Here is a 23,561-nt window from a genome sequence, read left to right as displayed (position 1 = left end):
TTCGCTGGCAAACAAGAATATCAAAATGAAGCTTTACAGATAGAATACAAGTTTAGCACAAATGATCCAATAAAAAAGAGGCTGTTTCAAAAAATTTGAAACAGCCCCATATATTTTGTAAAGACAACTCTAAATCAACTTCTAATATAAATAATTCAGAGCTGTAACATCGTTAGCATTAAAAGCTCCTGTCTCGTTTGAACCGAAACAAGCTCTCATGTAAGATGTTGCATCATACCCTGAAGGTGTTCCAGGTATCTGGATTGCTCCAACACCAGCCGTTCCTTCATTAGAATTTTGTCCACAACTTTGACGGCTAAACCAGTCTGTATGGCGTAAACCAATACAGTGACCAATTTCGTGCGCCGCTACGTGTGCATTTACACCAGTTGAATAAGTGTCTAATCCTGAATATAATGTAACTGAATTATAAGGATTTCCTCCAGAAGGGAAACCTGCTACTCCACCGGCAGATCCGGTTTGTCTTCTTACAACAATGTTTGCACCCGTAGTACTTGAACTAAAGGTTAGCGTAAAGTTGATAGACAATCCTAAACTATTGTATCTGTTGATAGCAGCCTGTAATCCGGCACGCATATTTGTAGTCAGAGCTGTTGTACCAGTTCCTGACAATCCAACAACTTTAATAGTTTTTGGAGCTGTTACTAAATTTGTAGTACGATATTGTTCTGTGGTAATACCGCCGTGAAGATCCATATTCTTTAATTGTTCTTGTGTCACAATAATATCTCCCTCTATAAGGAATGCATCCTCTGTAGTACCATCTAATTTTGTGTTCTTAACTACCTGCACATCTGATGTATTTAGTGAAAGTGAACTAAGTTTATTCAACACTTCTGGTGTTACTTTAAGTGATTCCTGATTGGATTGGTCTGCAACATCTTCTTTGTTACAAGACACAATCGTTAGCGCTATAAATGACAGGGCTAAAATCGATTTAATTTTTTTCATAATAGGTTTTCTTTGGTTGTTTAAATAAGTTGATAAATTTGGGTCTTCACAAAATATTTGTAATATTGATGACCAAATTTAGATAATTTTAGTATTAAAATACTTATAACTTAATATTTTAACACTATTTACCCGATAATCGCATAAAACATTATGCAGTAATTATCCTATTTTTACGCTAAGCCCAGCAAATACGCTAATTAAATACAAATCAATATGTTATGCATAATAATTTGATTTTAGACACTATTTTGTTTATTCTAATGTCAAAAAACAACTTTTGTCGTTTATCCCATTCAAATCATAAAAGAAATCATTCTGATAAAAGCTTTGAAGATTTTAAACGAAACAAAAGCTCATAATTTTATTACAAATATTTTAATAACTTTGACTTACCTACATTGGATAAATATTTTAAACCAAATTCATTAATCAATAATTTGTTTTTAATTTTTATCTCTTAAGAAGTAATAAATAGTTGCCGAAGTCATTTTTTTATAAGATTGACAATTAGTATTTACCATTGCCCCAACATCTATAGTAAATGAAGACACGAATTACTTTTTTCTTTTTTATGATTACAACAATCGGTTTCTCGCAGAATGCTGACAAATGGAAACAATACATCAAAAAAGAAAGCGAAATAAAATCACAGAAATACTATTTTACCACATTAGAAAATGCACATCAGAATAAATACAAGGTTGTAAAAAAACTGGACACTACTTTTTGTATTGTCGAAAATGAAAATTTAAGATCAAATCTTATTTCGAGAAAAAATTCTCCCGTTAATGATTTATGGAAATTACCATCCAACTTTTCAAATCATACCGAAGGCAAAACCTATATAATAGCAACCGACGCCATCAAAACGCTTATTGCTGATTTGCAATCACTAAACATATCTGACATTAAAATAGTAAACGATCATCTTATATTAATAAAAAGCGATTCTGAAAAAATTCTTAATGCCATTATAAATTTGAGTAGCGTATCTTCTGTTTCGCAGGAAGCATTACAGCCCAAAGCTGAATCTAAAATAATAGATCAAAATTTCAGCATCAATTCGATAAATAAAGTCTCTGCTAATTTTCCTCTTTTAAATGGCGAAAATCAAGTTGTTGCGATCAAAGATGATCTTTTTGATGTCAATGATATTGATCTCTTAAATAAACACATTCCGTCTGCAATTGAATCTTCTATTGTGTCCAGTCACGCCACAGCGATGGCAACTATAGTTTCCGGATTAGGCAATACTTCGACATTAGGAAAAGGAGTTGCTCAAAAGACTAAGCTACTTTCATCTGACTTTTTGAATATTTATCCTGATGAAATAGCCACTTTGCAAGGTGCTACAACTCAAAATCATTCCTACGGAACAGTGATTGAAAATTTATATGGTTCGCTGGCAAATGCTTATGATGCTCAATTGTTTTCAAATCCTGATGTAACGCATTGCTTTTCGTCAGGGAATACGGGAATTCAGGGTTATAAATCTATTACGGGGAATTTCAAACAATCTAAAAATAGTATTGTAGTGGGTTGCATTAACCAAAACGAAGTTATTATGCCGTTTTCATCAAAAGGTCCAGCCTACGATGGCCGTATAAAACCGGAATTAGTGGCTTTTAGCACACAAGGAACTTCAAATTCTTCAGCGATTGCTACAGGAATTATTACCTTAATGAAACAACATTATAAAACTTTAAACGATAGTTCTTTGTCTAATGCGTTGGCAAAAGCAATTCTAATTAATAGTGCAAAAGATTTGGGCAACAAAGGCCCTGATTTTACATATGGTTATGGCAATATTAATGCTGATAAAAGCTTAAAAACAATCAGCGAAAACAAATTTATATCAGGCAATTTAATATCTGGTCAGACAAACTCGCATAGTATTACGCTTCCGCTAAAGGCAAAAAACCTAAAAATCACATTGGTTTGGAATGATTTGCCCGCTGCAATCAACAGTAATATAAGTTTGGTGAACGATTTAGACCTGGGAGTTATTTCGGCTGACAATTCCGCTTTTTTACCATGGATTCTTAATCCCGATATTCCTGAACAACAAGCCGTAAGAGGAAAGGATAAAATTAACAATATAGAACAAGTAACTGTTGAAAACCCCGCGTCCGGATCTTATACTATCAATGTTATGGGTTCATATATATCGAATGCTTCTCAAGACTATAGCATCGCTTACGACTATGAACTCGAAAATCAATTTGAATGGAATTATCCGGTTACTAATGATAATTTCCCTTATGATGGCAAGGCTATTTCTCCTTTCAAATGGAATTCGTCATTTTCTGGTATTGCCGGACAATTGTCTATAAGCTACAATGATGGGCAGACTTGGGAAATTATAGCCAGTGATATAAATCTCGAGAATGAACAATTTACTTATGTCCCTGCTGAGAAAAAATTCTCAAAAGCAAAATTAAAAATGACGATTGATAACACCGATTATATTTCAGACAGCTTTACGATCTCTTATGATTTGAATATCAGTACCAGTCTAGTTTGTGATGGCTCAACAGAAATTAATTGGGATAAACCTGCGGATGTTACTTCATTTAATATTTATCAACTTACGGGAGATCATTTAGAATTTAAAGAGCAAACAAGCAACAATACTTATGCTTACGCCGATGAAAAATTTTATACTTTTGTTCCTGTATTTGACACTATTGAGGGAATAAAAAGCGAATCGACATTGCAATATGCTCAAAACTCAAATTGTTATTTTGAGTTGGCTTTTGCCGAAGTTTTTGAGGAGAATAAAATAAAAATTGATGCCAGTCTTTTTAGTTTGTATAATATCAAAAAAATTGACTTAGTTAAAATAAATAATAATGTCGAAAGTGTGATCAATACCATGAACGACATTAATTTAAAAACATTCTCTTTCTTAGATACTGCTCCCGCAAAAGGCAGTAATAAGTATAAAATAAACATCATTTTAGAAAACAATAATACAATAAGCTCTCTAATTTTTGATGCTAATTATCTGGGCAATGATTTGTTTTTTGTACACCCCACTTTACTAAGTAAAAATGAAGGATTAAGTATTGAAGCCAAAAAAGAAGAAAGTGCTATTTTCTATTTGTACAATATTGCGGGACAAAATACGATTACCGCTCCGCTACTTTCTAAAACCAATAATATCATTCTAAAAAACACTGCTTCAGGAGTTTATATTTATAAAATAATTACAAATTCAGGTGAGATTCAAACAGGTAAGATTGCTGTTTTTTAGAATTCCTTTGCATATTTATCATACCTTTTTTCGTGAATTATATGCGACGAATTATAAATTGTACACTCGCAGATAATTCTTCTCTACTTTCCTTCATTTGCAGTACTTAGATTTAAACAATAATATAACCGCCTATTTAAAAAAAAATAAATTGTAGTAAAATAATTATATTTTTTTGTAGACCTATCAAATAAATACCTATTTTTAGAATATAAAAAAATAAGAAAAATACATTAAAGTTTCTTATTAACCTAAAGTATCCGCCTACATACACCATCTAGAACCAAGATGTTAAAATTCAAAGATATTCGCCTGTGCAGCATCTCTGCAACCTTTATGCTTAAGTCAAGGCTCGAATAACCGAAAAACAAAGCCTTCCAGAATATGGTAAAGATTATTATCCGAGTGGATTTCAATCAAAAAAAGTAGGTATCTTAAATCATAATTAGCATGATCAAAAAATTACTTCTTTTACTTTTACTGCTTGTAGCAACAAAAATTTATCCACAAACTTCCTGCGGCACACCTGAAAGCCCAGTCCAAAATTTCTCCGGCCCTGACACCCAATTTTATAGTGGCACTTTCACCTGTATTAATGTACAATTTCATGTTGTTCGTTATAGCAACGGTACAGGCGGCGTTAGCGAATCCTATGTAAATCAGATTACAGATCTTTTAAACAGCCACTTTAATCCCCATGGCATATACATCAATAAAACTGGCATTGACTACATTAACAATTCCACCTATTATGATATGAATAACAGCTCGTTTAATCCTTTGATTGCAACAAACAATAATGCAAATGCAATAAACTTTTATCTGGTTAATTCCTCTTCTAATTGGGCAGGAAAAGCAGAGAAGATACTTTCTAAAAATTTGGTTCTGGTAAACTCTTATGGTTTAACTGGAGTCGCATCTCATGAATTAGGACATTGCTTAAATTTAATTCATACATTTAAAGGAACTGCGGCCGGTACTGATGGATGTGCAGAATTTATAAACGGGTCAAATTGCACCTCATGTGGAGATGAAGTGTGTGATACTCCTGCTGACGCTGGAACAGGAAACACCGGAGGGTACAATCCCGATATGACCAATAATATGTCCTACTACCCATCTTATACTCTTGATCATTTCACCCCCCAACAAGGATTAAGAATGAGGAATGCGCTTAACTCTTCCCCACTTTTACAAACTGTTTTAAGTGCATCTTGTGCAAACTTAGCTGGTGCAGGAAATATCTGTGCAGAAAATTCTGCGCAATATAATCTTATTAATCCCCAGAATAGCCCAGTTTCATGGAGCGTTTCATCAAATCTTCAAATTATCAGTTCTTCTAATTATGCTATTACGGTACAAGCCATTAACACAGCCGTAAACGGAAAAGAAACAGTTACAGCAACACTAAACGGCATGACATTACAAAAAGGCATATGGATAGGAAAACCGAAAATCACAGTTTATCAACCTCCAACGTCAAGCTGTAATTCGATTTTACAGATTGTAAGCGCAGCATACGATGCCACTCTTGAAGAACAGGGAGTAACAGCTTATTCCTGGGTAAGGGGTGGACAGACTGTGGGAGAACATTATAATTTTAATTTTGCAGGCTCGAATTCTCCTATTTTGGTAAGCGCCTCCAATTCCTGTGGAGCAAGAGTGCTTGACTCTTATGTGCCACTAAAACTTCCTGTAAAATGTGGTGCCGATCCACTAAGAACTGCTAATCCAAATGCCGGCAAATTTTTTACGGTATATCCAAATCCTGCAAAAGATATTGTAAACATTGAACTGCGTGATCAGGACAACCAGATCCTGCAAGAAAATGGAATAGCGGCGGAACTTTTTGATCTCAATGCACAGTCAAAATCGAAAGTAAAAATTACAGATAATAAAACAGTTCTTTCGGTTTCAGGATTAACTAAAGGAGTATATGTATTAAAAATAGTTGCAAATGGCATTGATGAAAGCCATCAGATAATAGTAGAATAAAAGTGATTGCAGGCCATTACATTAAATCAAATATTTTTATAAATTGTCCTGCAAAAATTCACAAAACAAAATCCCATTTCTTTCGAAATGGGATTTTTTTATTCTTTTTATCAGCATTTAATGAATAAACATACAATGCAGAATTTTCTAAATGCACTTACCAAAGCAACTTGCCAACGAAAAATTATAACTTTTTCTAAAAATATAATTTAATTAAAATTAAGTTATTAAATAGAAATGCAAAACACAAATCCTTAATTATTTAAATTCTAAACAATTATTTTGCATATTTTTTAACGATCTTGTTTTTTTAACCCAAAAAATATACACAAAACACATCTACAGGATTTTTGTGTACCCAAAATCGTACTTTTCTAGTCCCTCTCTAAATTGTTATTAATCAACTTTGTAATGTCAATTACCTGATACTGATTTTGATAATAACAAAAAACTTTTATTTCAAGGTCAATGATGTAATTGCAAACTATTCTTTACTAACCATTAATTATTAACCTTAAAATTTTAACAATGAGAAAATTTTTAAAATTAACCAGTATGCTATTTATTACAGCATTAATGTTTAACTCCTGCGAAAAGGAACAAGATTTAAATGAGCCTCAAAGCGTTAACAAAGACGAGACGCAAATCATCAACAACGAAGTACAGCAAAATACTCAAAAAGCAGCCGCCTCAGCTGTTGCGGCATTAGCTGGAAGTGCTGCATCCAGAACGATTACATTGCAAACCAACACATTATCATGTCCGGGTGGTTTGTGCACATCGTATGGTGTTTGGTCAGAAGGCGTTTACACCGTTTGGTTTCAGATGAGATTTAATTCCGGATTTTATTGGAGCCGCGGCGGTAAATGCGGATACGGAATATTAATTGGTGATCAGAATACTGGTGGCGATCCTGGATGGGACGGAAATGGCGGTAGTGCGAGATTTATGTGGTATTGTCCAAATGGATCTAACTCTGCCAAAGGAAGCGGCGCTTATCTTCAGCCTTATGTGTATTACAGAGATCAGCCAGGACAATTTGGTAATGATTTTGGAAAAAAATACTTCATACAAGAAAACGTTACCTATAATTGCCAGATATCTGTTAAGTTAAATACAGGTTCAAATACAAACGGTTATGTAAAATATTATGTAAATGGAACTGAATTATTAAATCAGACCATTCGTTGGGTAACCAATGATGCTAAGCGAAATGTAAATGCGGTAAGTCTTCATACTTTCCGTGGTGGTAGTCAGGAATATTGGAAAGCTCCGGTAACAAGTTCTATTACTTATCCTAGCGCTTCTTGGGATGCTTTATAGTTTTAATTAATACTAACCATTTCTTTTCTCATCCTGAAATTAGGATTTGAGTAAGAATAGCAAAATTAAAAGCCCATTTCTAACGAAATGGGCTTTTTACTTCTAATTCTAACGTCGTACTTACCTCTATTATTTTTAATTTTTAATTTTTAATTTCTAATTTCTAATTTCTAATTTTTAATTTTCAGGTCTATACTTCGCATAAATCACTGCTGCCAAGAACACAATAAATGCCGCAGTTGCATACAATATACTCGGACTATAATAATAAATAGCCGCCGCCAATAAAGGAATAAACACATTAATTGCCGATTGCAAACTCTGGTTTACTCCCTGCAATTTCCCTTGTTTACTTTCTTCTACAGATTGTGATAATTTACCATTGTAGGTGGGATCAAACAAACCTTCGCCCGAAATAATACAAATTACAGCAAGCGAAATAAGTACTGTCGAATATACATAAACGCTTAACAGAATTAATCCTAAACCAATTCCCAAGATAATTAATCCCGTAGTTCCAATACTTTTCTCGTTGAAATGTTTCAATAACCAAGGCAATAAAACGGCTCTGGTGAGAATGTCGCAAATTCCAACAAAAGTTAAGATTCCGCCAATAAATCCAGGTGTCCATTGGTAAATATCTTTTAAGAAAAGGGTAAAATTAAACTGAAAAATACTTAAACCTATATAGAATAAAACGCCTAAAATCAATAAAGGTTTCAGTCTTTTTAGTTTGAAAATTTCATTAAAATGAGAGAAAGTATTGAAACTCGAAACCGATAAATGTTTGGTTCGTTTTTCAGCAGCCAATGATTCAGGCAAAAGAAAATAAACCGCCACGCCAGAAAGAAATATTAAAACTGCAGTTACAAAAAATGGCAACCCAATAGAAATACTTCCTAACAATCCACCCAATGCGGGCCCTCCTATTTTTCCTATTCCCATAACAGCACCAATATAACCGAACCATTTCGCCCGTTCGTTAGGTTCAGTTGTATCGGCTATATAAGCGAATAAAATACTGATATTTCCTGCTGTAAGCCCGTCGATGATTCTTCCTAGAAACAGAATCCACAATGCGCCGCCAATTCCAAATAAAACATAGCCAATTACAGAACCAAACAAACTAATCAAAAGGATGTTTTTTCTTCCGTATCTATCGCTTAATGCTCCAAAAACCGGTGCAGAGAAAAAGGAACAGGCAGCGAATATCGACATTAATAAACTCATACCTACAACCACTTGTTGAGATAGTAAATATTGGCTGATCAAAAAAGGCAGAAGCGGTAATACAATAGAAAACCCAATGGAATTCAAAAGAACGATTCCTATAATAATCCACAATTTATATTTCTTAGATTTCATGATTTTAAATACTTTTTAAATTACGGTACAAATCTATTCCGTACATTAGAGGTAAAATAATCTAATTAGACATAAAAATAGCCCTAAAAGACATTCTATGATTCAAAGTCAAACAGTGCCAAATGTTCTAAAAGCATTTGCTCATTTACTGAATACCGAAATACAAAATTGGAAACTGGAAATTCCTGAAAAGTTTGGAAGAGGATATTGCATGGGATTTACATTTAATACCCATATTAGAATGATTATTTCTAATTATGAATTGAATGAAGATATAATTGTCGAAAATTTAGATCTCAATCATTCAAAGAAAACCTTATTCTTTAAGTTTCAGAATATCTTTCCTGCAACAGAAACTTTGCCTGGAGAAATGCTGTCAAAAACTCCTCCTTCAGTTTTAATTGGAACCAGTAGTCTGAATACCGATACCGTTATTCCCATTCATACCAATACTGCCACTATCAATATTGAGATCGACGCTGATTATTTGAGCGAACTATTTGAAATTTCTGAGAAATCAACCATTTTATACAATCTTCTACAAAACAAGCAGCCTTTGTTATTTGAACAAATGTTATATCCTTCTTTACAGAAAATTGCAGATGAAATAATATCTGAATCTATTTCTAAGACTTTTAAACTATTCTTTTTAAGAATAAAAGCCGAAGAACTAATTTGCAGATTATTAATTGAATTAGAAAAGCGAGATACCAAACAACTCTATACTTTAAACAGTAGCGATATTGAAAAAATTTATAAAGTAAAACAGCAAATGCTGGAAGATCTAAGTATTCCGCCTGTGATTAATGATCTCGCCATTGCTGCAAATATGAGTCCTACAAAACTGAAAAACTTATTTAAGCAAATATTCGGCAATAGCATTTTCAATTATTATCAGGAATTTAGAATGAAAGAAGCTGCCATACTTCTCAAACAAGGAAATTTATCCGTTTCTGATGTGGGCTACAAATTAGGATTTACGAATTTAAGCCATTTTTCGAAAGTCTTTGCGGCACATATCGGAGTTAAACCCAAACAGTACAGTAAAGCATAATTCCATTCAAACTCTTTTACTTGCAAATGTGTAATGTTTGTTTCACAATCATCTGGTTTCTTAAAAGATAAATACCAAAACAACATTTTCTAAATAATATTGGCAAAAATAGCAGTTATATGTGTTTTTTAGTTTTAAATACTAAAACGTTTTAGTAGATTTGCGTAGTTCGCTTTACAATTTTATAAACCACTATACCTTATACAAAATCAAAAAAAATAACCACAAATAATTACCCATTATGAATCACAAAAAAAAGAGTTTAATACTTGTTGCAGCAGTTGTACTGTTTTCAAGTTTTTCATTAATAAAAAAGAATACCATTTCGAAAAGTAATTTTTATAAAGAAGAAATGGAAAAACTCCATACCGCCATTGAGAACAATTTTCATGATCGTGTTTCCGGCTATTACTTCGTTGATTTAGATCCTGCCAAAAGAGAAACTAAATTTGGACATAAAAGAGAATACAGTTGGTTATGGGCGCTTTGTGCTATGTTTGAAGCTACAAACGAAATCGAAAAAATAGATAAAAATGCTAATCTTACAGATGGTATTGTTAAAAGTATGCAGCCTTACTACGATCCTGCTCCACCTAAACCGGGATATGGCGAATATATTGTAAAACTGAGTAAAGGACAACGATATTACGATGATAATCAATGGATAGGAATTACCAGTTTAGATATTTATGAAAGAACAGGGAAAAAATCTTATTTTGATTTAGGAAAATCGATGTATGATTTTATGATGACAGCATCGGACACAAAATTAGGTGGCGGATTGTACTGGAGAGAAAATGATTATGAAACGAAAAATACGTGTTCTAACGGCCCTGGAATTCTTGTTGCGCTTAAAATGTACAAAGCCACAAAACAAAAAGTTTATCTTGATAATGCATTAAAAATCTACAATTGGACAAATGAAAAACTGCAAACACCAGATGGCTTATTTTATGACAATATTAAAGTCAACGACGGAAGTATCGGAAAAACAATATACTCTTATAATACAGGAACGATGCTTCAGTCTAATGTATATTTATATGAGTTAACAGGCGATAAAAAATACCTGAAAAAAGCAATTGAAATAGCAGACAGTTCTTTGCTGTATTTTTATGGAGGCGACAAGTTTAGAGACGGTTACTGGTTTAATGCCGTTTTATTGCGCGGATATCAGCATCTTTTAAAATACAATAAGGATCTAAAATACATTTCGGGATTTAAAAAGTGTCTGGATAATACTTTAAAAGAAAACAAAAACGAAAAAGGATTATTTACAGGAAACGAAGGTGTATATAATTTAGTAGAACATGGCGGAATGCTCGAAATCCTGGCTCGATTCGCTTATCTTGAAGATCATTATAATTTGGCAAAACAAAAAAAATTTATTGATAATCGTATTTGATGATAAAGAATATTGTGAGTTTTTATTTTCTTATAATGGATTAAAAAAGAATACAATCTTGTCATTACAATGCGCAACGAAATACAATAAAATCTCATGAACAAATTACAATTAACGACCTGCTTGTCCTTTTTATTTTTGGCAATGTTGATTACTGAGAATGTATTTTCTCAGAATCCGGATCAATCCAGAAAATCTTTTATTACTAAAAAGAAAATCGGGCAGGTTCAGGAGCAGGATGTTTTCGAATATACGCTGCAAAATAAAACCGGAATGCAGGTTCAGCTCATTACGTATGGTGCAGCAATTACTAATGTTGTAACGCCGGATAAAGAGGGCAAAATGAGCAGCGTTGTACTTGGTTTTGATTCACTTTCTCAGTATGCAGGTAGTGACAATTCATTGATGGGCTCTACGGTAGGTCGTGTGGCGAATCGAATTTCAAACAAAAAATTTACAATTGACGGACAGGAATATACGTTGTCTTCTGATATTCACGGAGGTGTAAATGGTTTTGATAAACGTGTTTGGAAAGCCAAAGAAATCTCAAAAAAGAATGAACTTGCCGTTGAAATGACTTATTTAAGTAAAGATGGCGAAGAAGGTTTTCCTGGGAATTTATTGGTTACGGTAACTTTTACACTCAAAAACAATGATTTAGTTATTGATTATAAAGCAACTTCAGATAAAGCGACACCACTTGTATTGACCAATCATACTTATTTTAACCTTTCGGGCGGAAAAAGTACTAAAGCACTGGACACAGAATTAACGGTTTTCGCCGATCAATATTTAGAATACGGTGATGGAAGTCTGGTCACCGGAAAGATCCTGAATGTAAAACAAACTCCATTCGATTTTACTACGCCTAAAACTATTGGTAAGGACATCGAAAAAGTTCAGCAATATACCAATGGCTACGATGTGACTTTTGCTTTGCGAAACCAAACTGGCAAACTGGCTTTGGCTGCAAAAGCTTTTGAACCATTAAGTGGCAGAGCATTAGAAGTGTATACCACCGAGCCGGGAGTTGTATTTTATTCCGGAAATTGGTTAAGTGAAAAAGTAAAAGGCCGCAACGGAGTTCCTTATACCAAAAATGGCGCCTTCTGTCTCGAAACACAGCATTATCCCAACTCAATCAATACACCAAATTTCCCAAATACTGTTCTACGACCTAAAGAAACCTTTACTTCTCAAACCATTTACAGATTTCTTGTTCGCAATCATTAAAATAAAAAATGCTAAACTTAACCGTTTAGCATTTTTTTTTGAGATGTACAAAATTCAACAAAATATCAGAATCATTTATATCGGTACTTCATTTTAGTAAAACTCAGCATAAGATGGTTCTAAAATGCATGTTTACACAAATTCAAAACATTTATGATAGAATTTGAAACACCGTTTTGGAGCTCACGTTTAACTTCGCTTTATAAAATATTCCATCAAACAGAATACAGACATAAACGATTAAACTATGAAAAAAACCTTCAACCTGATTCTACTCCTCTTCACCATTACTTTGAGCACTTTTTCAAAACCAGTTCAAAATGATGATCCGTCTTTGCTTTGGTTTAAAAAGACTACAGAGGTAATTCACTTTCAATTAAACAAAGCCGCTCAAACTTATAAACCCGGGAAAAATCCACGTTCTGTAAATCCTGACGGAACAGTTAGACTGGCAGGTTTAACAGATTGGACAACGGGTTTTTTCCCCGGAAGTCTTTGGTATGGCTATGAACTTACAGGAGATAAAACCCTTGCCGATGAAGCTAAAAATTTCACACTTGCGCTGGATTCCATCCGAAACATCAAAAATACGCACGATATAGGTTTTATGCTGTATTGCTCTTACGGAAATGCCTACAGAATTACGGGCGACAAAATATATCTTCCTGCTTTGGCTGATGGTGCTGCCAATCTTTATGCCCGTTTTAATCCAACTGTGGGAACAATTCGTTCTTGGGATTTCGCGTGGTTACACTATCCTGTAATCATAGATAATATGATGAATCTCGAATATTTATATTGGAGTGCTAATGAGTTTAAAAAACCTGAATATGCAAATGCAGCCAGCACACACGCCTTAACCACCATAAAAAATCATTTCAGAAAAGATTATAGTTCATACCATTTGGTTGATTATGATGCCAAAACAGGAAAAGTAATCCATAAAGGAACCCATCAGGGCGTCACAGATGATTCGGCTTGGGCTCGTGGACAAGCATGGGGATTATACGGATACACAATGTGTTATGCCAATACCAAAAATCCTAAATTTTTACAGCAGGCAGAACATATTGCCTCTTTTATCATGAACCATCCCAGAATGCCAAAAGATAAAATACCGGTTTGGGATTTTGATGTTCACAATGCTATGGATACCGAAGTTTTGGCGCCAAGAGACGCGTCGGCTGCTGCAGTTATTGCTTCTGCTTTATTAGATTTAAGTACTCAGATTAAAGACGGAAAAAAATATGCCGATTATGCCGAAGACATTTTAAAATCATTATCATCTGATGCTTATTTGGCCAAACCGGGCGAGAATAGTTATTTTCTTTTAAAACACAGCGTCGGTGCTTTCTTATACAATTCAGAAATCGATACACCGCTTGATTACGCTGATTATTATTATCTGGAAGCTTTAAAAAGATACGCTTCAATCAAAAAAATTGAAATTTAATACCTCTTTCAATCAATTTGATCGAAGTAATACCATAATAAAAATTTAAGAAGCTATTTTTGATATTCAAAACATCAATTAAATAGCTTCTTGTTTATTGTAAAAAAGTACAATTATTAGAATTTATTTAAATTAAAATAAGATGATCAATTTAAAAACAACAATGGCTTTGTTTCTTCTGCTAATAACAGTTTGTTTTAGCTATGCACAGGAAACTGCCATCAACAAAGAAAGTTTTGATGCTGTAAACCTGAGTTATCTGGGTTTAGAAAAAGTAAATCAGCTTTATAAATCAGGGAAATACAATGATGCTGCTGAGGCATTGCTCACCTATTATCGCAATCGAAAAAATATTAAAAACCCTGATTTTAATATCGGTGACGAAGCGAGATTTAGAGGAAAAGATATCGGAAAAGCCAATCAGGAAAAAGCGGATAATGCTTTACTTCATTTATTTAAACCCCAAAAAGGCTATGGCTTTTTCGATTACGGAAAAGACATCAATTGGGATTACTGGCCAGTAAAAGACAATGAAGTGCGTTGGCAATTGCACCGCGTAACCTGGTGGTCGTCTATGGGAATGGCATACCGAAGCAGCGGAGACGAAAAATATGCCAAAGAATGGATTTTTCAATTCCGCGATTGGAAAAAGAAAAACTATCTGGGACGTTCTGCCGAAAACGATCAAATTGCATGGCGTCCGCTTGAAGTCTCAGAACGCATACAAATCTTTCCGGGAATCTTCAATTTATTTGTGGTTTCTCCTCATTTTACGCCAGCTTTTTTAATGGATTTTTTAAACAGTTTAAGCAAGCAAACTGATTATATCCCAAAACATTCCAGCAAAGAAGGAAACCATTTATTGTTTGAAGCACAGCGTGTTTTAGGCGCTGGAGCTTCGTTTCCGGAACTAAAACAAGCCGAAGAATGGCGCAAAAGCGGCATCGAAATCTTAAACAGAGAAATAAAACTGCAGGTATTTGAAGATGGTGTACAATGGGAACTCTCTCCTACTTACCATGTTGCCTGTATCGAGATTTTTCTTAAAGCTTACAATTCGGCAAAAATGGCCGGAGTAGAAAAAGAATTTCCGGATACGTACATCAAAACAATCGAAAAAATGATTGTGGCTACAGCCAATATATCGTTCCCAGATTATAACAATCCAATGTTTGGCGATTCTTGGCCTATCGAAAAAAATGCCCGCATAAAACAATTTGCAGGCTGGTCGAAACTATTTCCGGATAACGGACTTATTAAATATTTTGCAACAGATGGCGTAGACGGAAAATTGCCCAATTTATCAAACGAACTGCCTATTGGTGGTTTCTATACTTTTAGAAACGGCTGGAACGATAAATCGACTGTAATGATTGTAAAAGCCGGACCTCCTGCCGAATTTCATGCACAGCCGGATAACGGAACTTTTGAACTTTGGGTAAACGGACGCAACTTTATGCCGGATACGGGCTGTTATTTATACAGTGGTGATGCCGAAATAACCAAAATGAGAAACTGGTTCCGCCAGACCAGAGTTCACAATACTTTGACTTTGAATAATGAAAACATGATCATTACCAAAGCTCAGCAAAACAAATGGAAAACCAGCAAAAATCTCGACATTTTAACTTATACAAACCCAAGTTATACTGATTTAGAACATCAGCGCAGCATTCTGTTTATCAACGAAAAATATTTTCTAATTATAGATAAAGCAACTGGAAAAGCAACCGGAAATTTAGGCGTTCATTTTCAATTAAAAGAAGACAGCAAACCAGTTTATAATACGACAAACAACAGCGTTTACACCACTTACGAGGACGGAAACAATCTTTTGATTCAATCTTTGAATACAGATAAAATCGTTTTAAAAGAAGAAGAAGGAAAAGTATCTTATGTTTATGCAAAAGAAATAGCAAGACCGGCTTTTGTTTTTGAGAAACAAAAAAATGATGCGATTACACAGCAATTTATAAGCATTGTATATCCGTACGACGGAAACAAAACTCCCGAAATTAGCCTTCAACCCAATGCAGGCAATGATTTTGAAAAAGGAAACATCAATTTAACGATTACAATTGATGGCAAAAAAAGTGAAATCAAAACGACTTTACAATAACAAAAACATAATGCCAATACGTTTTCTTATTTCTGATTCCGGTTAGAAATAAGAAAACTTGGTTATATATAAATCATAAAGCATTATGAAAAATAATATTTCCCTAAAACTTATTATTGTTAGCATGGCATTTCTAATTGGAACTGCCTGCAGTAAAGAAGACAACGACGATTCAAAACCTGAAGAACCAGCTCAAGCTGTAAACGATACGATTCTAAATATAAATTACGAAACAGGCGAATTTACGTCAGGAATTACGGGTATAACCGGTAGTCACGCCACTGCTGCTGATGCCGTTTATATGACCTCGCCCGGAAGTACTGGTAAATATGCTGTTGCGCACAAAGTTACCCTTGGCGACGATGCTTATTTTTCAGATGGTTCATATCGCAGTGAATCGGATGCTGTTTCTTTGGTAAAATATCGTTATGCTCCGGGTGACGAACGTCGGTATGAAGTCAGTATTTTATTGAAAGACTGGCAGTCATGGAATGGTACAGATCCTGCTTACGGAGATAATATTTTTCAGTTAAAAATGTCCAACAATCAGTTACTGCCTTTAAGGATTCTTACCAAACGTAATGCGATCGTGGCCAGAGACTACCAATATCAGGACAATCTAATTACGGATTATCGCCCTTATATTAATCAATGGATTAAGTTCCGTATTGAAGTAAAATGGACACTTGACAATACCGGATATATGAAAATATACGCCAAACTTCCCAACCAATCAGATTATAAATTGTTATTAGAACGTACTAATTTTGTAACATTCACAGGCAATCCGGCTGTTGGAAATGTTGGTTATCTAAAATGGGGCGTTTACCGCGAAGCCGGAAAAGATGCCAATGGCAATGTAATTACCACCGATAATGTGCTAAGTCGTATCGCTTATCATGATGATATCAGAATTATTAAACTTCCTTTAAAATAGCGAAGTGCAACTAAACTTAGTAAAAAAATATTCCATAGGAATATCTCATCGGTAGAAAAAAAACATCGATTTACGTTGTGTTCCGTAGGAACACCTGTTTTTACGAAAAAAATACATCGCTATATTAATCAAACGTTCCTACGGAACGTAAACCCGTAATTCAAATTTAGTTCTACCGATGAGACATTCCTATGGAATGCTTTTTTAATTGAGTTTTTATAAAAACTCTTTACATTCTTGGTTTAAAGCTTTGACTTGTCAAATATAGCCCGTGGTTTCAACCACGGGATACAATATTATCACGCCTTATATTTTCTTCCCGTGGTTAAAACCACGGGCTATGTTTAAAAATAGGAATTAATACCTTGTCATCTATGACAATGATTGTGGTTATTTTGAGTGAAACTAAAGTTCCTTATACCCTTGGTTCCAAACTTTGACAAAGTTCTACAAATAAAAGAATAAACCCGTTTAACCCGCGTCATCCGCGTGCCATTAAATCCAGTTTTAAAATCTTTTTTTCATGAGATTGCTTCGTTTCTCGCAATGACTTCAGCGTCATCCGCGTGCCATTAAACCAACTTTTTCCGCATTGCTACTTCCCTGTTTTTAAATTCATAAGTTTTATCTGAATTAAATATTTAAGCCGATAAATCAATGGATAAAAATCGCCTCAAAAAGCAACTATTTTGCTTAACATTTTGCTCTGTTTCACTTAACGATTATCGAACACAAAACATTTTAATTATGATTAGTATTTACGGTGCTTTATTATAAAAGTATTTTGCAATAAAACACCATAAAACATTGATTTTTCCTGTGTTTACGGGGAACGAAAACGTTATATTAATCAAAATCAATAGCATTTTGGACGTATTCAAAACTGTGATGTAGACCCGATTTCTATATTTGTTTTAATTAAATCCAAAAAAAACATGACTAATCCAAAAGAAACAAACCAACTTCCAGAAAACCTATTTTTATTTACCAGGCGCAAAATTCCCCAGCCCCTTTCTCACGTTAATTAATTGTTATAATTTTCTCCACAAACAATAATTGAGCATTTGATTTAAAGAAAATAATTCTTAAAGTTTCGCTCAACAAAAATAGTGGCTGATTTATTTAGCAAGATGAAAACTCAACTTAAATAACATCAATAGGAAATAAGTCTGCGACTTACTCCGATTTAAAAAAAAATTATGAAAAGGACTATATTTATATTTTTGTTGCTGGCAACTTATACAATTACATATGGGCAGGATATCATTACTGTAAAAGGTAAAGTAACGGATGCGCAAAGTATGCCACTTCCCGGAGCAACAGTTTCTGAAAAAGGAACTAAAAATTCTACCAGTACTTCTATCGATGGTGACTATCAAATAAAAGTAAAAGCAAATGCTATATTGGTGTTTTCGTTTATGGGAACAAAAACCAAAGAAGAAGCTGTAAAAAGCAGAACAACTATCGATACAAAACTACTGGATGATACCAATAATCTTGATGAGGTAGTCGTAGTAGGTTACGGTACAAAAGCCAGAAAAGATCTTACGGGTGCAATATCTTCTGTAAAAGGAAGCGAACTTGCAAAAATTCCGGTACAAAACGTTGCGCAGGCTTTACAAGGTCGTATTGCAGGTTTGCAGGTAACTATGTCTGACGGAACTCCGGGATCTGAGCCTTCTCTTAGAATTAGAGGCGGAACTTCGATCACGCAAAGCAACGAACCTTTGTATGTGGTTGACGGAGTAGCACAAACCGGAGGATTAGGTTTTCTAGATCCTATGGATATTGAAACTATGGATGTGTTAAAAGATGCTGCTTCTACTTCTATCTACGGTGCTCAGGGGGCTAACGGAGTAGTTTTGGTTACTACGAAAAAAGCAAAGGGCGGTAAACTAACTATTACTTACGATGCTTATGGCGGAATAAAAACAATAGCAAAAACGCTTCCGGTTATGAATCCGTATGATTATACGCATTTAATGTACGAAGCTGCTACTGACGACGCCAGATTACAAAAGTTTACCAATACTTTTGGTACTTATGATGAACTGGAAGGTTTGTACAAAAACAGAAAAGGAATTAACTGGCAGGATGAAGTTTTTGGGAATGCTGTAGAAAGTCAATACCATAAAATAAGCATTAGCGGTGGTGAAAATGACACAAAATACAATGCTTTTTATTCGGTAAACAACGATCAGGGAATTATGTTGGGTAGCGCTTCTGTAAAAAATATCGTAAAACTAAATGTAGTTAACGATATCAGCAAAAAGTTTACAGTAAACGCCATTGTAAATTATTCCAATCAAAAAGTAACAGGATTGTCTACAGGCGATGGTGGAAATGCGAGATTAAGTATGTTGCAAAATTTATTGCAATACCGACCTACAATTGGAAAAACAGGATCTGATGAAGATCTTAAAAATCTTGAAGTAGATCCGTTAGACAATCAGGACTCGCCAACATTTCAAAGTCCGTTGATAACGATTGACAGTCAAAAAAGAGAGGCTATTAACCGAGCTATCAATATGAGCTTACAACTTCGTTATTTCATTACACCGCATTTAACGTATAATGGTTTAATTAGTTACAATGACAAAAGCGTTAAAAGCAAATATTTTAATGATTACAGAGGTATTCAGGCTATTAGAAGTGGTGGTCCAAATGGTGGTGTAACAAACAATATTTCGACTCGTTTGAATTATAATAACGTATTAACTTATAGCAATACTTTCAATAAAAAACATAAACTTGATGTTACTCTTGGTCAGGAATATATCTACAATTATACTGAAGGACTTACAGCAACAGCTTCGGCTTTTCCTGATGTAAATCTGGGTTGGGATAAATTACAATTGGGTACTATTGCCGGAATTCCGACAACGTTTGCCGAAGATGATAAAATGCTGTCTTTCTTTAGTAAAGCAGGGTACTCTTATAAAAATAGGTATTTGCTTTCGGCCAGTATAAGAGCTGACGGTTCGTCTAAGTTTGGAACAGAAAATCAATGGGGATATTTCCCTTCTGTATCTGCAGCGTGGAGAGTAATCGAAGAAGATTTTATGAGAAAGCTGCCTTTTTTCTCTGATTTAAAATTCCGTTTAAGCTATGGTGAAGCAGGAAATAACCGAATTGAGAATTATGTGGCTTTAGGAATATTTAATTCAGGTTCTTATCCGTTAAACAACCAAACGAATATTACAGCGTTTCAAAACAATATTCCAAATCCGTTTTTAAAATGGGAAGCTACCAAGTCGACCAATATTGGTATTGATTTAGGATTTTTTAACCAAAGAATATCATTAACTACAGAAATCTACAATAATAAGTCTAAAGATTTATTGTATAACACTCGTGTACCTTCGAGTTCAGGATTTAAGAAACAGTTTCAGAATATTGGAGCCACTTCTAACCGTGGTATCGAATTTACATTGAATACAACCAATATTAAAACCAACAGTTTTACCTGGAACACCACTTTGAATGTTGCTTTTAATAAAACAAAAGTATTGGGTCTTAGTGAAGGTGAAAACTCATTAATAACGAACAGTTACACAGATAAAAGTGATTACATTCTGCAAGTAGGAAAACCAGTTGGTACCATGTACGGTTATGTTCGAGACGGTTTGTATCAGGTAAGTGATTTTGATTATAATCCAACAACAAAAGCCTATACGCTAAAAACAGGTGTAGTAACCGACAATATTGTGGTGCAACCCGGATTTATTAAATTTAAAGACATTAGCGGACCAAACGGAACGCCTGACGGAGTAATCAACGATTTAGACAGAACTGTTATTGGAGATGCGAATCCTAAATATACAGGAGGTTTCAATAATACTTTTAGCTATAAAGGAATTGATCTAAGTGTTTTTCTTGATTTTACCGTAGGAAACGATATTTATAATGCCAATGTACTGAACAATTCAAGACTGAATTTAGACAATCTAAACACACTTGCAATTTATGCCGACAGATGGACAACCATAAATGCCGCAGGACAACGTGTAACTGATCCTACAGAATTGGCAGCACTTAATGTTGGTAAAACCAATCCGGCTTTTAACGGAAATACTACCGGACGTTTGTACAGCGATATCATAGAAGATGGTTCGTTTTTAAGAATCAACAACATTAGTTTGGGCTATACTTTGCCTAAAGAATGGTTGAAAAAATCAAAAATTTCTAATTTGAGAATTTACTTTACAGCCTACAATTTGTACGTGTTTACTAAATATTCCGGATATGATCCTGAAGTAAATGTGTACAACAATGCTATTACCAGAGGAGTCGACTTTAGTGCTTATCCAAGAAGCAAATCATTTGTAACAGGTTTAAGTCTTTCACTATAATTTAATTTTAATAAGATGAAAAAATATATATTTTCCCGCAGAGCCATTATAGCAGCGAGCCTTACTTGTCTTCTATTACCTTTAAATTCTTGTGATAAAGATCTGGAAGTAACGCCATACTCCTATTTTACAACGGCTAACTTTTTCTCGAATGCAGATGAAGCTTATATGGCAACTTTAGGCGTTTACGAATCAATGTCATCGCTGGATAGTTATGGCTGGAATATTTCTTTAATTTTTGATGCCGATACCGATATTGAACAAATGAGCGGAATTGGTGCCGATGACTGGAGAACGATTGCCCATTATCAGGGAATTTCTCAAACTACAACTTTTTATACCGCATGGAGTAAATTATACGAAGGTGTTGACAGAGCCAATGTTGTGATCGAAAGAATCCCTAATATGGATTTATTTACTAATGGAACACAGACACAAAAAGATCAATTGAACAGAATGCTTGGCGAGGCTAAATTTCTTCGTGGTTTTTACTATTCTGAATTGGTTCGACTATGGGGAGATGTTCCTTTTAAAACCAAAAGTTCACAATCAGGAGATAATTTAAAAGTAGGTTTGGTAGATCGTTATGAAATTTACAAACAAATTATAAAAGACATGCAGGAAGCTGCTCTGGTATTGCCTGAAGAAACTCCAAAAGATGAACGCATCAATAAATGGGCAGCAAAAGCAATGCTGGCAAGAGTAGCCATGTTTGCCGGAGGTTATTCTTTAGGTGCAGACGGAACGACAAAACGCCCTTCTAACTACAAAGAATATTACCAATTGGCGCAAAAAGAGATTAACGATGTAATGGCCCAAAACCCTTATAAATTAAATCCTTCTTATTCTAAAGTATTTAAAAACCAATGTCAGCACGTATTAGAACCTACAGAAAACATTTTTCAGGTGGCGTTTTACAATCCGGCAGGAACTTTAGGCAATGCCTCCTGGGTTGGAAATTTTAATGGTCCCGCTACAGCAAACGGAGTTTACCCTTCGAACATTTCAAGATGTTTAGTGCCAAAACCATTTTATACTAGTTTTAATGCTGCCGATCAGCGTAGGGATTTTTCGATTGCGACCTACTCTATCAATAATCTGGGTAATAAATTGCCGCTTTTAACCACCAATCAGGACGAAAGATGGACGGTTGGAAAATGGAGCCGTGAATACCAAACCAATGCCACGGCAGAACGTGTTTACACACACATCAACTGGGTAATCATGCGTTATTCTGATTTGCTTTTAATGCGTGCCGAAGTAGAAAACGAACTCAACGAAGGTCCAAATGCTATTGCTTATGATGCTATTAATCAGGTGAGAAAAAGAGCTTTTGGAGCTGACATTCAAGGAAGCAGAATTGGAATTACTTTAGGGAATAAAGGTACAGGATATACAAATGCAGCAAATGTCGTGATACAAATTACAGGCGGTGGCGGTACAGACGCAGCGGCAGCGGTAATAACTCTTGCAAGCGGCGGAATTGGAACAATAGGAATGTTACGTTCCGGAGATGGTTATACTTCTGCTCCAACCGTGACTATAACAAGTACAGACGGAAAAGGTACTGGAGCAACCGCTACGGCGCAATTATTAGCAAAACCAACTGCTGCCGTAATCAATCTTCCTACCGGTTTAAGTAAAGAGAATTTTCTTAAAGCTATACAACAAGAAAGAGCCTGGGAGCTTTCGGGCGAAGGAATGCGCAGAGCCGATTTGATACGATGGGGAATTTTAGGAGACAAATTAGCAGAAACAAGTACTGCTGTAAAAGCAATTCGTTCTACTTATTTCTATCCTTCTATTACCAATTTTGTGGCAGGAAAACACGAATTATATCCTTATCCGCAAAATGAAACCGATGTAAACAAGAGTATTACACGTCAGAATCCGAAGTATTAAATAGCATAATATAATTTTCAACACATAGCATCATAGTTTATTTTGGTTAAAAAAAGGCGCTTCACTCATTTGCAACAAACATAGACAAGCTATGTGAAAGAAACGAGTTTCTTTTTTGTATCCTTTTTTAGAAATGAAACCTATGTTCCTATGTGTTTAATAAAAATATTCATTTTATAAATTTAAAGTAAA

At 34.5% G+C, this 23,561-nt stretch carries 13 protein-coding genes; 11 read left to right on the top strand and 2 right to left on the bottom strand.

What is annotated here, in order from left to right:
- Window positions 1-141 precede the first annotated feature (141 nt).
- Window positions 142-972: a M57 family metalloprotease gene (locus tag L0669_RS15860; RefSeq protein ID WP_173973262.1), complete on the bottom strand. Its 831-nt coding sequence runs from the start codon at window positions 970-972 to the stop codon at window positions 142-144.
- Window positions 973-1,516: 544 nt separating this feature from the next.
- Between L0669_RS15860 and L0669_RS15855 the strand changes: the two genes are divergently transcribed.
- The 3 genes from L0669_RS15855 to L0669_RS15845 all read left to right on the top strand — a co-directional run bounded on the left by L0669_RS15855 (window position 1,517) and on the right by L0669_RS15845 (window position 7,549).
- A complete protein-coding gene (locus tag L0669_RS15855; protein ID WP_263758732.1) occupies window positions 1,517-4,231 on the top strand; it encodes a S8 family serine peptidase in 2,715 nt (904 codons plus the stop codon).
- A 756-nt stretch (window positions 4,232-4,987) separates the two neighbouring features.
- Window positions 4,988-6,226, top strand: a complete 1,239-nt coding sequence (locus L0669_RS15850) for a zinc-dependent metalloprotease (protein WP_263758731.1) — start codon at window positions 4,988-4,990, stop codon at window positions 6,224-6,226.
- Window positions 6,227-6,754: 528 nt separating this feature from the next.
- Window positions 6,755-7,549: a polysaccharide lyase gene (locus L0669_RS15845; RefSeq protein WP_263758730.1), complete on the top strand. Its 795-nt coding sequence runs from the start codon at window positions 6,755-6,757 to the stop codon at window positions 7,547-7,549.
- Between the two features lie 177 nt (window positions 7,550-7,726).
- Here L0669_RS15845 and L0669_RS15840 read toward each other — a convergent pair whose 3' ends face one another.
- Window positions 7,727-8,914: an MFS transporter gene (locus L0669_RS15840; RefSeq protein ID WP_263758729.1), complete on the bottom strand. Its 1,188-nt coding sequence runs from the start codon at window positions 8,912-8,914 to the stop codon at window positions 7,727-7,729.
- A 97-nt stretch (window positions 8,915-9,011) separates the two neighbouring features.
- Between L0669_RS15840 and L0669_RS15835 the strand changes: the two genes are divergently transcribed.
- The 8 genes from L0669_RS15835 (at window position 9,012) to L0669_RS15800 (ending at window position 23,369) form a co-directional block, all read left to right on the top strand.
- Window positions 9,012-9,968: a helix-turn-helix domain-containing protein gene (locus tag L0669_RS15835; protein ID WP_263758728.1), complete on the top strand. Its 957-nt coding sequence runs from the start codon at window positions 9,012-9,014 to the stop codon at window positions 9,966-9,968.
- A gap of 241 nt (window positions 9,969-10,209) precedes the next feature.
- Entirely contained in the window at window positions 10,210-11,373 is a 1,164-nt protein-coding gene (locus tag L0669_RS15830) for a glycoside hydrolase family 76 protein (protein ID WP_263758727.1), read from the top strand.
- 96 nt (window positions 11,374-11,469) lie between these two features.
- Entirely contained in the window at window positions 11,470-12,606 is a 1,137-nt protein-coding gene (locus L0669_RS15825; RefSeq protein ID WP_263758726.1) for an aldose epimerase family protein, read from the top strand.
- Window positions 12,607-12,853: 247 nt separating this feature from the next.
- Window positions 12,854-14,059: a glycoside hydrolase family 88 protein gene (locus tag L0669_RS15820; protein ID WP_263758725.1), complete on the top strand. Its 1,206-nt coding sequence runs from the start codon at window positions 12,854-12,856 to the stop codon at window positions 14,057-14,059.
- Between the two features lie 142 nt (window positions 14,060-14,201).
- Window positions 14,202-16,178 (top strand): heparin-sulfate lyase HepC, encoded by a 1,977-nt coding sequence (gene hepC, locus L0669_RS15815; protein WP_263758723.1) that lies wholly within the window; start codon window positions 14,202-14,204, stop codon window positions 16,176-16,178.
- 85 nt (window positions 16,179-16,263) lie between these two features.
- The gene (locus tag L0669_RS15810; RefSeq protein ID WP_263758722.1) at window positions 16,264-17,115 is read left to right on the top strand and encodes a heparin lyase I family protein; all 852 of its coding nucleotides are present in this window, start codon (window positions 16,264-16,266) and stop codon (window positions 17,113-17,115) included.
- A 1,199-nt stretch (window positions 17,116-18,314) separates the two neighbouring features.
- Entirely contained in the window at window positions 18,315-21,467 is a 3,153-nt protein-coding gene (locus L0669_RS15805) for a SusC/RagA family TonB-linked outer membrane protein (protein ID WP_263758721.1), read from the top strand.
- Window positions 21,468-21,482: 15 nt separating this feature from the next.
- Window positions 21,483-23,369, top strand: a complete 1,887-nt coding sequence (locus tag L0669_RS15800) for a RagB/SusD family nutrient uptake outer membrane protein (RefSeq protein ID WP_263758720.1) — start codon at window positions 21,483-21,485, stop codon at window positions 23,367-23,369.
- Window positions 23,370-23,561: the final 192 nt, after the last annotated feature.

The sequence above is a fragment of the Flavobacterium bizetiae genome (genome assembly GCF_024271895.1).
Taxonomy (GTDB): Bacteria; Bacteroidota; Bacteroidia; order Flavobacteriales; family Flavobacteriaceae; genus Flavobacterium; species Flavobacterium bizetiae.
The sequence above is the reverse complement of the archived record's forward strand: the minus strand, read 5'-3'. Positions and strand labels throughout refer to the sequence as shown.

Excerpts from the sequence above, each read along its gene's own strand:
- L0669_RS15810 (WP_263758722.1), top strand. The coding sequence starts at position 16,264 with ATGAAAAATAATATTTCCCTAAAACTTATTATTGTTAGCATGGCATTT.
- L0669_RS15825 (WP_263758726.1), top strand. The coding sequence starts at position 11,470 with ATGAACAAATTACAATTAACGACCTGCTTGTCCTTTTTATTTTTGGCA.
- hepC (WP_263758723.1), top strand. The coding sequence starts at position 14,202 with ATGATCAATTTAAAAACAACAATGGCTTTGTTTCTTCTGCTAATAACA.
- L0669_RS15830 (WP_263758727.1), top strand. The coding sequence starts at position 10,210 with ATGAATCACAAAAAAAAGAGTTTAATACTTGTTGCAGCAGTTGTACTG.
- L0669_RS15840 (WP_263758729.1), bottom strand. The coding sequence starts at position 8,914 with ATGAAATCTAAGAAATATAAATTGTGGATTATTATAGGAATCGTTCTT.
- L0669_RS15820 (WP_263758725.1), top strand. The coding sequence starts at position 12,854 with ATGAAAAAAACCTTCAACCTGATTCTACTCCTCTTCACCATTACTTTG.
- L0669_RS15845 (WP_263758730.1), top strand. The coding sequence starts at position 6,755 with ATGAGAAAATTTTTAAAATTAACCAGTATGCTATTTATTACAGCATTA.
- L0669_RS15805 (WP_263758721.1), top strand. The coding sequence starts at position 18,315 with ATGAAAAGGACTATATTTATATTTTTGTTGCTGGCAACTTATACAATT.
- L0669_RS15835 (WP_263758728.1), top strand. The coding sequence starts at position 9,012 with ATGATTCAAAGTCAAACAGTGCCAAATGTTCTAAAAGCATTTGCTCAT.
- L0669_RS15855 (WP_263758732.1), top strand. The coding sequence starts at position 1,517 with ATGAAGACACGAATTACTTTTTTCTTTTTTATGATTACAACAATCGGT.
- L0669_RS15860 (WP_173973262.1), bottom strand. The coding sequence starts at position 972 with ATGAAAAAAATTAAATCGATTTTAGCCCTGTCATTTATAGCGCTAACG.
- L0669_RS15850 (WP_263758731.1), top strand. The coding sequence starts at position 4,988 with ATGAATAACAGCTCGTTTAATCCTTTGATTGCAACAAACAATAATGCA.
- L0669_RS15800 (WP_263758720.1), top strand. The coding sequence starts at position 21,483 with ATGAAAAAATATATATTTTCCCGCAGAGCCATTATAGCAGCGAGCCTT.